This window comes from Citrobacter sp. Ce006, assembly GCF_030336535.1.
GTDB classification, from domain to species: domain Bacteria; phylum Pseudomonadota; class Gammaproteobacteria; order Enterobacterales; family Enterobacteriaceae; genus Citrobacter; species Citrobacter europaeus.
Window position 1 is genome coordinate 14,148 of the sequence record NZ_JAOWDO010000051.1, and the last position, 12,589, is coordinate 26,736.

Below are 12,589 nucleotides of genomic sequence, written 5' to 3' on the forward strand. Positions count from 1 at the left end.
GGCTTTCTATTAGTTACGGTACAGCACTTTAATGATGTGGTAACCGAACTGAGTGTGCAGCGGGCCGGTTGGCTCCAGCACAGGGCAGGAAAAGACCACTTTGTCGAACGCCGGAACCATCTGGCCCTGGCGGAATTCGCCTAAATCACCGCCGCGTTTGCCTGATGGGCAGATGGAATGTTTCTTCGCCAGCTTGCCGAAGTCGGCGCCGTTTTTAATCTGTTCCAGAAGATCCAGTGCCAGTTTCTCTTCTTTTACAAGGATATGCACTGCTGCTGCTGTTTTTGCCATGATCGTGCCTTCAAAAGGGAGTCAGTAAGGCTGGCGATTTTAGCATGGCTTATCGGCGATACAGCACCTTGATGATGTGATAGCCAAATTTGGTTTTGACCGGCCCGTAAGGTTTAAGTAGTGGGCAACTAAATACGGCGGCATCAAATGGTCCCACCATCATCCCCTGTTTGAATTCACCCAGATCGCCACCGTTACGCCCGGATGGACAACGAGAGTAGCGTTTTGCCAGGTGATCGAAGCTAATACCGCGATCCAGCTTGCTTAGGATCTCCAGCGCCAGTTTTTCTTCTTTTACCAGGATATGCAGGGCTGCCGCGTGCTTAGCCATTATTTTGTTCTCATGTCTCAAAGATGTCCTGTTACTTTATCACCCGCCTTCGCCGTGAACATATACTCTTCGCCATCGCGGGACAGATGTCTCGCCTGATGTATGGAAGCGGGAGATAAGCGACACTTTTATCTGCCCTATTCCTTCCTGCCGGGGACAGCCGTCCTGTCCCTGAAGCCGTGGAGCGAGATAACATGGATACAATGAAAAAACCTGAATTTTCAGTCGGCTGGCTTTCCAGGCTTAGTGATATTGTTGGCGATCCACAGCTCTACGAATTACTGAAATATTGCCCTCTGGAAATCATACAGCGATGGCGTTTTGAAGAGCGCCAGCGCGGAGCCTTTATTTGCCGACAGGGGGAAATGTGTCAGCGCTTTTCGCTGATTATTTCCGGTGAAGTGGATGTGTTCTATGAGGCTGAAGATGGACGTCGTTATCGTCAGGCCCGCTACCAGAAAGGCGACATGCTGGGTGAGCTCGAGATCTTTGAGTCGCGTCATTACATCTGTTCGGTGGTGGCGGTAGGGCATGTGCAGCTCCTGAGTTTGTCGCAGGAATATTTTTGCCGCTGGCTGGCCTTAGATAACCATTTTAACCAGCGGATGCTGCGCTTCTTTAGTCAGCAATATTATCAGCTGTCAAAAAAGGCCAGCAGTGACAATCTTTACTCGCTGCATCAGCGAGTGTGTCAGGCGTTATGGCTGCGTTATCAACAAGATGGAACGAATGAAATCTTGCTGGATAAGCTTAATCTCAGCCAGGAACTGGCGGCGACGACACGCAGTATTAACCGTATTTTACATGACCTGAAAGCGTTACAGATTATTGATACCGATGGTGAAAGTATTGTGTTGTCAGCCCCTGAAAAATTAAAGCGGGAGGCTGATATCGGATAACCGCAAGAGTGAAGGAGGCGGGAGAATGTCGCTGCAACCCCATATCCAGTTAAGCAAGGAGATGACCGGCGCACGCTATGCGCTACTTCCGGGTGATCCGTTGCGGGTCGATCGCATCGCCAATTTTCTTGATAACCCAGAACCGCTTGGTCAAAACCGCGAATTTCGCGCCGCGCGAGGTTGGTATCAGGGTGTTGAGATTTTGGTGCTCTCTACCGGAATCGGTGGGCCGTCTACTGCGATTGCTATTGAAGAACTGCGTCAGATCGGCGTAACGACCCTGATTCGTATCGGCAGTTGTGGGGCATTGCAGGATAATCTTGCGCTCGGCGACGTGATTATCGCCCATGCCGCGGTAACGGATGACGGGACCAGCCGTACCTATGCGCCTGCGGGCTATCCGGCCTGCGCCGACCCGCAGTTAACCTGGGAACTGATGGCGCAGGCGCGCCAGATGAATATTCCCGCCGCGTGTGGCCTGGTGCGTAGCCACGATAGTTTTTATACCGACCGGGAAACGGAACTGGATGCGCAGTGGTCGGCGCTCGGCGTTCTGGGCGCGGATATGGAGAGCGCCGCTTTGATGACCATCGGCGCGCTGCGCGGGTTACGTACGGCGTCATTACTCAACGTGGTGGTTGCCCACAACGGTTGTCTGGATAGCAGTATCAATGATTATGTCCAGCAGGACGCGCTGTGTCAGCAGGGTGAAGAACGGCAAATTACCCTGGCGCTACGCGCCATTTATTCCGCTAGTCAGCCAGGAGGTCAGTGATGGATTTTTTCAGCATTAACAATGTGATGGTCAACATTCCTCTCGGCCAAGGCGGCTATGCGCTATCGTGGATTGAAGCCATTGGTACCGTATTCGGTCTGCTATGTATCTGGTGCGCCAGCAGGGAAAAAATCATCAATTACCTGTTTGGCCTGATTAACGTCACGCTGTTTGCGGCAATCTTTTTCCAGATTCAGCTCTATGCCAGCTTGTTGCTACAGGTGTTTTTCTTCGCCGCTAACATTTACGGTTGGTATGCATGGAGTCGACAAAACGAGGCGCAGGAAGCTGCGCTCAAAGTACGCTGGCTTTCCCGTCAGCAAACCCTGGCATTAGGCGGCGTTTGTGCGGTGGCGATTGTTCTGATGACGCTGTTTATCGACCCGGTGTTTGCGGCGCTCACCCGCATCATGATTGCCCTGCTGCAAACATTTGGTATGCAGGTCGCTATGCCTGACCTCCAGCCCGATGCCTTCCCGTTCTGGGATTCCACCATGCTGGTATTGTCGATTGCGGCCATGGTCCTGATGACGCGCAAGTTCGTCGAAAACTGGCTGCTGTGGGTACTTATCGATTTGATTAGCGTGGTTATTTACGCGGTGCAGGGCGTTTACGCCATGTCGCTTGAGTATGTCCTGCTGACGGTGATTGCGGTGATGGGATCGTATAGCTGGATCAAGAGTGCGCAGCGAAACGGCTCTACACCGCTTGCCGCGACTGTTTCCTGATTGACCCGATTTTCTGGCTACCCGCACGGGTAGCCCGTTACTCTTTCTCTCCCTCTTTCTGCTACAATCCATCTCCCCGTGTTTACAGATTGAGCAATCCTTTATGCGTTTGAACCCCGGACAACAACAAGCCGTCGAATTCGTCACCGGACCTTGCCTGGTGCTGGCGGGTGCGGGTTCCGGCAAGACGCGTGTTATCACTAACAAAATCGCCCATCTGATTCGTGAATGTGGCTATCAGGCACGACATATTGCGGCCGTAACTTTTACCAATAAGGCTGCGCGCGAGATGAAAGAGCGTGTGGCGCAAACGCTGGGTCGTAAAGAGGCACGCGGATTGATGATCTCCACTTTCCACACTCTGGGATTGGATGTCATTAAGCGTGAATATGCGGCGCTGGGGATGAAGTCGAACTTCTCGTTGTTTGATGATACCGACCAGGTGGCCCTGCTTAAGGAACTGACTGAAGGGCTAATCGAAGACGACAAGCTTATCCTCCAACAGCTGATCTCGACGATCTCCAACTGGAAAAACGATCTGATGACCCCGGCGCAGGCGGCAGCCAGCGCAAAGGGTGAACGCGATCGTATTTTTGCCCACTGCTATGGTCTGTATGACGCACACATGAAGGCGTGTAACGTCCTCGATTTTGACGATCTGATTCTGCTGCCGACGCTGCTGCTGCAGCGTAATGAAGAGGTGCGCGAGCGCTGGCAAAATCGAATCCGCTACCTGCTGGTGGATGAATATCAGGATACCAACACCAGCCAGTACGAGCTGGTGAAATTGCTGGTAGGAAAACGCGCGCGCTTCACCGTCGTGGGCGATGACGATCAGTCGATCTATTCCTGGCGTGGCGCACGTCCGCAGAACCTGGTACTGCTGAGCAAAGATTTTCCAGCGCTGCAGGTGGTGAAGCTGGAGCAAAACTATCGCTCATCAGGGCGTATCCTGAAGGCGGCGAACATCCTCATTGCGAACAACCCACACGTCTTTGAAAAGCGGCTCTTTTCTGAGCTGGGCTACGGTGCTGAGCTGAAGGTGCTGAGCGCAAATAATGAAGAGCATGAAGCAGAACGAGTGACCGGGGAATTAATTGCCCATCACTTTGTGAACAAGACGCAATATAAAGACTACGCCATCCTGTATCGCGGCAACCATCAGTCGCGCGTGTTCGAAAAGTTTCTGATGCAGAACCGCATCCCGTACAAAATTTCCGGCGGGACGTCGTTCTTCTCGCGCCCGGAGATTAAAGATCTGCTGGCTTACCTGCGCGTGTTGAGCAACCCGGATGACGACAGCGCATTTTTGCGCATCGTAAACACGCCAAAGCGTGAAATCGGCCCGGCCACGCTGCAAAAGCTGGGGGAATGGGCGATGACGCGTAATAAAAGCCTGTTTACCGCCAGCTTTGATATGGGGCTTAGCCAAACGCTGACCGGGCGCGGGTATGATTCTCTGACCCGCTTTACGCACTGGCTGGGTGAAATTCAACGCCTGGCGGAGCGCGAGCCGGTTGCCGCCGTGCGCGATCTGATCCATGGCATTGATTACGAATCCTGGCTGTATGAAACCTCGCCGAGCCCGAAAGCGGCTGAAATGCGTATGAAAAACGTCAACACGCTGTTCAGTTGGATGACGGAGATGCTGGAAGGCAGTGAACTGGAAGAGCCAATGACACTGACTCAGGTCGTTACCCGCTTTACCCTGCGCGACATGATGGAGCGCGGAGAGAGCGAGGAAGAGCTGGATCAGGTGCAGTTAATGACGCTGCACGCTTCAAAAGGACTGGAGTTCCCGTACGTATTTATGGTGGGAATGGAAGAAGGATTTTTGCCGCACCAGAGCAGCATCGATGAAGATAACATCGATGAAGAGCGTCGTCTGGCTTACGTCGGAATTACGCGTGCGCAGAAAGAACTTATCTTCACGCTGTGTAAAGAACGTCGCCAGTACGGTGAGCTGGTGCGACCGGAACCGAGCCGTTTCCTGTTGGAACTGCCGCAGGATGACGTTATCTGGGAACAGGAGCGTAAAGTGGTCAGCGCCGAGGAGCGGATGCAAAAAGGGCAGGCCAGCATCGCTAATATTCGGGCAATGATGGCGAAAGCCAAAGAGAAGTAATATTTGGAGGCCGGATAAGCGTAAGCGCCATCCGGCAGCCAGTACTAACGCACTTCCAGCGGCCAGTGGACATAGCTTTGCCACTGTATTTCCTGATCGATCAGCTCTGTACCTAATGGATGATGTTCCAGCCAGCCTTCCGGCAGCGTTAGCGTCAGATTCTCATCCTGAGCTTGCAGGGTGATATGTGGCACTAAATCGTCGCGACGACGAGCGGCGAAGATGATCGCCAGGCGTAGTAAACGGCAAAGGTGCTCCGCGATGCGCGGTGGCACCGCGTTTTGCTGGTGGAGCGAAGAGAGGTCGACCGGGTTGGTCTGGTTGAGCAACAGCGTGGCTAACAGTTTTTTCTGCGCGGGAGTGAAGCCCGGGAGATCGAGATTACGTACCAGCCAGGCGGCGTGCAGCGGTGCCTGCTTATACTCCACGCTCAGCCCTATCTCATGCAGTTGACTGGCACTTTGCAGCAGTTCGCGACTAATGGCTTCAAGATGCCACTCATCTTTCACCTGTTCGAGCAAATGAACAGCCAACTGCGTGACGCGATTCGCCTGATCGGTATCGACCATAAATCGACGCTGAATATTACGCAGCGTACGGCTGCGAATGTCCTGATCAACCGGCAAGTGCAGCATACCGTAGACCAAACCTTCACGAAGTGCGCCGCCGGCCAGAGTCATGCACTGAATATTCAGTTCGGTGAAAATAGCGATCAGAATGGCCAACCCGCTGGGAAAAACCAGCGCGCGTTCCAGCGTTAACCCTTCGATTTCCAGCTCTTCCAGACGACCACAATGGATGGCGCGCTGTTTGAGCTGCTGAAGTTTGGCCAACGTAATGCGCTCATCCATACCCTGCGCCATCATGATTTCCTGTAACGCCTGGACGGTGCCAGAGGCACCAACGCAAACTTTCCAGCCATGAAAACGCAGTTTGTCGGCGACCGGGCGCAGAACTTCGCGAGCGGCTTTCTCGGCCTCGTCAAAGTTTTCCTGTGCCAGATTACGATCGGTGAAATAGCGTTCGAGCCAGGTGACGCAGCCCATTGACAGGCTGAACAGGGAAGTGGTTTGCGCGCCAGAACCGGTAACCAGCTCAGTGCTGGCCCCACCAATGTCGACGACCAGACGCTGATCGGCACCGCCAGTGGTGTGGGCAACACCTTGATAAATCAGGCGCGCTTCTTCTTCACCGCTGATAACTTGTACAGGACAGCCGAGGATCTCCTGCGCTTTGGCGATAAACTCATCGGCGTTTACCGCGATGCGTAATGTTGCTGTTGCAACCACGCGTATTTGCGGCTGAGGGATATCCTGCAGACGTTCAGCAAACAGGCGCAGGCATTGCCAGCCGCGCTCCATGGCTTCAACGGAAAGAACGTTGTCGCTGTTGAGCCCAGCGGCCAGACGCACCTTGCGTTTAATACGCGTAAGCGTCTGAATGCTTCCCGCCACCTCGCGTACAACCAGCATATGAAAACTATTCGAGCCTAAATCGATTGCGGCGTACAGCGAAGTAGAATTCATACACTTCATCCTTCAACCTGTATCTGTGTTGGCTGCGTTCTCTCACCCGAATCACTTACTAAAGTAAGCTCATCGGGATTCGTTTTCTTGCCGCCTTGATACAGGCTGAATGATTTTGTGTATGGCATAACTTTTCTTAACCTGAACGACGACGATTACGCGGAGCACCACCGGTACGGCGTGGGCCATTGCCTGTGCGTGGACGCGTTAAGCGTAATGGCTTCGGCAGATCGGTCATCAGCGCATCCGGGTTGTACTTGCTGACCGGGATCGAGTGGCCGATATAGGTCTCGATTGCGGGTAAATTCAGCGCGTATTCTTCACAGGCCAGGCTGATAGAGTGACCGCTTGCTCCTGCGCGTCCGGTACGACCGATACGGTGAACGTAATCTTCACAGTCATCCGGCAGGTCATAGTTAAATACATGCGTTACGGCTGGGATATGCAGACCACGCGCGGCGACATCCGTCGCAACGAGAATGTCGAGATCGCCACGGGTGAATTCATCCAGAATACGCAGACGTTTTTTCTGCGCCACGTCACCGGTCAGCAGACCGACGCGATGACCGTCAGCGGCAAGACTGCCCCAGATATCTTCACAGCGATGCTTGGTGTTAGCAAAGACGATGGCGCGATCTGGCCACTCTTCTTCAATCAGCGTTTGCAGTAAACGCATTTTCTCTTCGTTGGAAGGATAGAAGAGCTCTTCTTTAATACGGTGACCTGTCTTCTGTTCTGGTTCGACTTCAACGTACTCGGCGTTATTCATCTGTTCGAACGCCAGTTCGCGAACGCGGTAAGAGAGAGTTGCAGAAAACAGCATGTTCAGACGTTGGGTGGTTGGCGGCATACGACGGAATAGCCAACGGATATCTTTGATAAAGCCCAGATCGTACATACGATCGGCTTCATCCAGCACCACGACCTGAATCGCGCCCAGGTTAATATGGTTCTGTTTTGCATAGTCGATGAGACGACCGGTCGTGCCGATAAGAATATCGACGCCGCTTTCCAGCACTTTCAGCTGTTTGTCGTAACCGTCGCCGCCATAAGCCAGGCCTAATTTCAGACCGGTGGTCTGCGCCAGTGGTTCTGCGTCGGCGTGGATCTGCACGGCTAACTCACGCGTTGGCGCCATAATTAACGCACGCGGTTGGTTCACCTTGCGATCGGCAATCGCGGGATGAGAGAGAAGATAATGAAACGTTGACGTCAGGAACGCCATCGTTTTTCCGGTACCGGTTTGCGCCTGCCCTGCAACATCACGACCTGCCAGCGTTAGCGGCAGCGCGAGGGCCTGAATGGGCGTGCAGTTATGAAAGCCTTTATTTTCAAGGGCTTCTATCACCTTTGGGTGCAGGGCGAAGTCGGAAAACTTCTGTTCTGTTAAATGTGTTTTGCTCATAGTGTGGTAGAATATCAGCTTACTATTGCTTTACGAAAGCGTATCCGGTGAAATAAAGTCAACCTTTAGTTGGTTAATGCTACATCAACACGTCGTTGATTAAGAGTACACCAACGCACCAGGCTTATTCCTGTGGAGTTAATATGAGCGATAAAATTATTCACCTGACTGACGACAGTTTTGACACGGATGTACTCAAAGCGGACGGAGCTATCCTTGTTGATTTCTGGGCAGAGTGGTGCGGTCCGTGCAAAATGATCGCTCCAATTCTGGATGAAATCGCTGACGAATATCAGGGCAAACTGACGGTTGCTAAACTGAACATTGACCAAAACCCAGGCACCGCGCCGAAGTATGGTATCCGTGGCATCCCGACCCTGCTGCTGTTTAAAAACGGCGAAGTTGCGGCGACGAAAGTCGGCGCACTGTCCAAAGGTCAGTTGAAAGAATTCCTCGACGCTAATTTAGCGTAAGGAAGTCTCATGATCGGGCGACCATACTTCGAAATGATTCGGATGACTGGACGCCCGACTTGAGTCGTGCTAAGTTAGTGTTGACTTCGTATTAAACATACCTTATTAAGTTTGAATCTAGTTATATCCAATACTTCCCGTAGTTTCTCGCGCGAGAAGTGGACAGATTCCTGGCTTGTCACTCAATCCGTCTTGTCGTTTCAGTTCTGTGTACTTTCCTGTGACCAGACAGCGAACAGACATGAGTTGATGGCCGTAAACAGGCATGGATGACCCTGCCATACCATTCACAACATTAAGTTCGAGATTTACCCCAAGTTTAAGAACTCACACCATTATGAATCTTACCGAATTAAAGAATACGCCGGTTTCTGAGCTGATCACTCTCGGCGAAAATATGGGCCTTGAAAACCTGGCTCGTATGCGCAAGCAGGACATTATTTTTGCCATCCTGAAGCAGCACGCAAAGAGTGGCGAAGATATCTTTGGTGACGGTGTGCTGGAGATATTGCAGGATGGATTTGGTTTCCTCCGCTCTGCAGACAGCTCCTACCTCGCCGGTCCTGATGACATCTACGTTTCTCCCAGCCAAATCCGCCGTTTCAACCTCCGCACTGGTGATACCATTTCTGGTAAGATTCGCCCGCCGAAAGAAGGTGAACGCTACTTTGCGCTGTTGAAAGTTAACGAAGTTAACTACGACAAACCAGAAAACGCCCGTAACAAAATCCTCTTTGAGAACTTAACCCCGCTGCACGCAAACTCTCGTCTGCGTATGGAACGTGGTAACGGTTCTACTGAAGACTTAACGGCGCGTGTACTGGATCTGGCATCACCGATCGGTCGCGGCCAACGTGGTCTGATTGTTGCTCCGCCGAAAGCAGGTAAAACCATGCTGCTGCAGAACATTGCGCAGAGCATTGCTTACAACCATCCAGACTGCGTGCTGATGGTGCTGCTGATTGACGAACGTCCGGAAGAAGTGACCGAGATGCAGCGTCTGGTGAAAGGTGAAGTGGTTGCGTCTACCTTTGACGAACCCGCCTCCCGTCACGTCCAGGTTGCGGAAATGGTTATCGAGAAGGCGAAACGTCTGGTTGAACACAAGAAAGACGTTATCATTCTGCTCGACTCCATCACCCGTCTGGCGCGTGCTTATAACACCGTGGTACCTGCTTCCGGTAAAGTTCTGACCGGTGGTGTGGATGCCAACGCCCTGCATCGTCCGAAGCGTTTCTTCGGTGCGGCGCGTAACGTGGAAGAGGGCGGCAGCCTGACCATCATCGCCACTGCGCTGATCGATACCGGCTCTAAAATGGATGAAGTTATCTACGAAGAGTTTAAAGGTACCGGCAACATGGAACTGCATCTCTCTCGTAAGATTGCGGAAAAACGCGTCTTCCCGGCTATCGACTACAACCGTTCCGGTACCCGTAAAGAAGAGCTGCTCACCACTCAGGAAGAGCTGCAGAAAATGTGGATCCTGCGTAAAATCATCCATCCGATGGGTGAGATCGATGCAATGGAATTCCTCATTAACAAGCTGGCGATGACCAAGACTAACGACGACTTCTTCGACATGATGAAGCGTTCCTGATTCAGGCATCATCTGAAAACGCCACGTTTTTACGTGGCGTTTTGCTTTTATGGCTGTAATCTTAACGACACAATAACGATAATACGGTATGACTTACCAACAAGTAGAAAAAGATTCGTAATCTGTATCTTGTGGTTGATAATTATACAAAACCATTGGATATGAAGTCGGGTTTCCCTTCTGAATAAAGGTCTTCGTGGTTATACTTCTGCTATTAATATTCTCTGAGAGCATGCATTGTGAATTTACTGACAGTAAGCACTGATCTCATCAGTATTTTTTTATTCACAACACTGTTTCTTTTCTTTGCCCGCAAGGTCGCAAAAAAGATTGGTTTAGTGGATAAACCCAACTTCCGTAAACGGCATCAGGGACTGATTCCGTTGGTTGGGGGGATTTCGGCTTACGCGGGTGTATGTTTTACGTTTGCCATTGCTGACTATTACATCCCGCATGCTTCTCTCTATCTGGCTTGTGCTGGAGTATTGGTTTTGGTCGGCGCGTTAGACGATCGCTTTGATATTAGTGTAAAAATTCGTGCAGTTATCCAGGCCGCAATCGGCATTATCATGATGTCAGTTGGTAAACTCTATCTGCTTAGCCTTGGGTATATTTTTGGCCCCTGGGAGATGGTGCTCGGTCCGTTCGGTTATCTACTTACTCTGTTTGCCGTCTGGGCGGCGATAAACGCCTTTAATATGGTGGATGGGATTGATGGTCTGCTGGGCGGGTTGTCCAGCGTTTCATTTGCGGCGATGGGGTTCATTTTGTGGTTCGATGGGCAGACGAGCCTGGCTATCTGGTGTTTTGCCATGATCGCCGCCATTCTGCCTTATATTCTGCTAAATCTGGGCATTCTTGGACGTCGCTATAAAGTTTTTATGGGTGATGCGGGCAGTACGCTGATCGGCTTCACAGTGATCTGGATCCTGCTCGAAACTACTCAAGGCAAAACGCATCCTATTAGTCCGGTCACAGCACTGTGGATTATAGCCATTCCGTTAATGGATATGGTGGCAATCATGTACCGACGCTTGCGAAAAGGCATGAGTCCTTTCTCAGCGGACCGCCAGCACATACATCATTTGGTGATGCGGGCAGGGTTTACTTCCCGACAGGCATTTGTTCTGATTACGCTGGCTGCGGCGGTTCTGGCGTCTATCGGCGTGTTGGCTGAATATTTTCGCTTAGTCCCTGAATGGGCCATGTTGTTGCTTTTTTTACTGGCCTTTGGCCTCTACGGTTACTGTATCAAGCGCGCCTGGAAGGTAGCGAGATTTATCAAGCGAGTGAAGCGCAGATTGCGAAGAGTTCGTGAAGGCAAACCAAACTTAACCAAGTAAATTGAGGATGCAATGAGACAACCATTACCGGGGGAAGACGCCGTGAGCGCTGAAAATGAACTGGATATCCGTGGGTTGTTTCGTACCTTGTGGGCAGGGAAGGTGTGGATCGTCGGTATGGCTCTCGCCTTCGCGATAGTGGCTCTCGCCTATACATTTTTTGCTCGTCAGGAGTGGAGTGCAACAGCGATTACTGACAGGCCAACGGTCAATATGTTGGGGGGGTTTTACTCTCAACAACAGTTTTTACGTAACCTGGATATAAAGGCCAGTCTCGCATCTGCCGACCAACCGTCGGTAATGGATGAAGCCTATAAAGAATTCATCATGCAGCTTGCTTCCTGGGATACACGCCGAGAATTCTGGCAGCAGACTGATTATTACAAGCAACGTATGGTCGGTAACAGCAAAGCCGATGCGGCGATGCTGGATGAACTGATCAATAACATTCAGTTTTTGCCTGGCGATGCGCTGCGTAACACCAATGACAGCGTGAAGCTGATTGCCGAGACGGCGCCGGATGCCAACAATCTGCTGCGCCAGTACGTGGCGTTTGCCAGCCAGCGCGCGGCACGTCATCTTAACGATGAGTTAAAAGGCGCATGGGCCGCACGCACGGTGCAAATGAAAGCGCAGGTTAAACGCCAGGAAGAAGTAGCAAAATCCATTTTCTCTCGCCGCGTCCACAGCATTGAACAAGCGCTTAAAATTGCCGAGCAGCATAATATTTCGCGTACTTCCACAGATGTTCCAGCTGATGAGTTGCCAGATTCAGAATTGTTCTTACTCGGACGTCCTATGTTGCAGGCTCGACTCGAGAATTTGCAGTCAATTGGTCCGGATTTCGATCTGGACTATTTTCAGAACAGAGCCATGCTGAACACCCTGAATGTCGGGCCAACTTTAGATCCCCGTTTTCAGACCTATCGTTATTTGAGGACGCCGGAAGAACCGGTAAAACGTGACAGCCCTCGTCGCGCCTTCCTGATGATTATGTGGGGTATTGTCGGGGCTCTGATCGGTGCTGGTGTCGCGTTAACCCGTCGCCGTCCGATTTAGCAATGCCGTTGCAGTGAGGGGCTGGGCCCTCGCTGCC

The 12,589-nt window shown here is 51.7% G+C and carries 13 protein-coding genes; 9 read left to right on the top strand and 4 right to left on the bottom strand.

Annotation, left to right across the window (positions count from 1 at the left end):
* Positions 1-9 precede the first annotated feature (9 nt).
* Positions 10-291 carry a peptidylprolyl isomerase PpiC gene (gene ppiC, locus OGV94_RS00955; protein ID WP_003017999.1) on the bottom strand — a complete coding sequence of 94 codons (282 nt, stop codon included), beginning with the start codon at positions 289-291 and terminating at the stop codon, positions 10-12.
* Between the two features lie 49 nt (positions 292-340).
* The gene (gene ppiC, locus OGV94_RS00960; RefSeq protein WP_043018967.1) at positions 341-622 is read right to left on the bottom strand and encodes a peptidylprolyl isomerase PpiC; all 282 of its coding nucleotides are present in this window, start codon (positions 620-622) and stop codon (positions 341-343) included.
* Between the two features lie 194 nt (positions 623-816).
* On the opposite strand from ppiC (OGV94_RS00960), the gene OGV94_RS00965 reads away from it, so the two are divergent.
* The 4 genes from OGV94_RS00965 (at position 817) to rep (ending at position 5,149) form a co-directional block, all read left to right on the top strand.
* Positions 817-1,521 (top strand): Crp/Fnr family transcriptional regulator, encoded by a 705-nt coding sequence (locus tag OGV94_RS00965; protein WP_286522176.1) that lies wholly within the window; start codon positions 817-819, stop codon positions 1,519-1,521.
* Between the two features lie 25 nt (positions 1,522-1,546).
* The gene (locus tag OGV94_RS00970) at positions 1,547-2,296 is read left to right on the top strand and encodes a nucleoside phosphorylase (protein WP_047407645.1); all 750 of its coding nucleotides are present in this window, start codon (positions 1,547-1,549) and stop codon (positions 2,294-2,296) included.
* The gene (pnuC, locus tag OGV94_RS00975) at positions 2,296-3,024 is read left to right on the top strand and encodes a nicotinamide riboside transporter PnuC (RefSeq protein WP_043018970.1); all 729 of its coding nucleotides are present in this window, start codon (positions 2,296-2,298) and stop codon (positions 3,022-3,024) included. The genes OGV94_RS00970 and pnuC overlap by 1 nt, the downstream gene beginning before the upstream one ends.
* Positions 3,025-3,127: 103 nt before the next feature.
* Positions 3,128-5,149 carry a DNA helicase Rep gene (gene rep / locus OGV94_RS00980; protein WP_016157836.1) on the top strand — a complete coding sequence of 674 codons (2,022 nt, stop codon included), beginning with the start codon at positions 3,128-3,130 and terminating at the stop codon, positions 5,147-5,149.
* A 44-nt stretch (positions 5,150-5,193) separates the two neighbouring features.
* Here the strand turns inward: rep and gppA are convergent, their stop codons facing one another.
* Positions 5,194-6,675 carry a guanosine-5'-triphosphate,3'-diphosphate diphosphatase gene (gppA, locus tag OGV94_RS00985; RefSeq protein WP_193145745.1) on the bottom strand — a complete coding sequence of 494 codons (1,482 nt, stop codon included), beginning with the start codon at positions 6,673-6,675 and terminating at the stop codon, positions 5,194-5,196.
* A gap of 136 nt (positions 6,676-6,811) precedes the next feature.
* Positions 6,812-8,080, bottom strand: a complete 1,269-nt coding sequence (gene rhlB / locus OGV94_RS00990) for an ATP-dependent RNA helicase RhlB (protein WP_003829013.1) — start codon at positions 8,078-8,080, stop codon at positions 6,812-6,814.
* Between the two features lie 143 nt (positions 8,081-8,223).
* On the opposite strand from rhlB, the gene trxA reads away from it, so the two are divergent.
* The 5 genes from trxA (at position 8,224) to wzzE (ending at position 12,552) form a co-directional block, all read left to right on the top strand.
* Positions 8,224-8,553, top strand: coding sequence for a thioredoxin TrxA (trxA, locus tag OGV94_RS00995; protein WP_001280776.1), 330 nt, complete (start codon positions 8,224-8,226; stop codon positions 8,551-8,553).
* A 130-nt stretch (positions 8,554-8,683) separates the two neighbouring features.
* Positions 8,684-8,803, top strand: coding sequence for a rho operon leader peptide (locus OGV94_RS01000; RefSeq protein WP_072033422.1), 120 nt, complete (start codon positions 8,684-8,686; stop codon positions 8,801-8,803).
* Positions 8,804-8,890: 87 nt separating this feature from the next.
* Positions 8,891-10,150: a transcription termination factor Rho gene (rho, locus tag OGV94_RS01005; protein WP_002437993.1), complete on the top strand. Its 1,260-nt coding sequence runs from the start codon at positions 8,891-8,893 to the stop codon at positions 10,148-10,150.
* A gap of 239 nt (positions 10,151-10,389) precedes the next feature.
* Positions 10,390-11,493, top strand: coding sequence for a UDP-N-acetylglucosamine--undecaprenyl-phosphate N-acetylglucosaminephosphotransferase (gene wecA, locus OGV94_RS01010; protein ID WP_043018971.1), 1,104 nt, complete (start codon positions 10,390-10,392; stop codon positions 11,491-11,493).
* Positions 11,494-11,505: 12 nt separating this feature from the next.
* Positions 11,506-12,552, top strand: coding sequence for an ECA polysaccharide chain length modulation protein (wzzE, locus tag OGV94_RS01015; protein WP_043018972.1), 1,047 nt, complete (start codon positions 11,506-11,508; stop codon positions 12,550-12,552).
* The last annotated feature ends 37 nt before the right edge of the window (positions 12,553-12,589 follow it).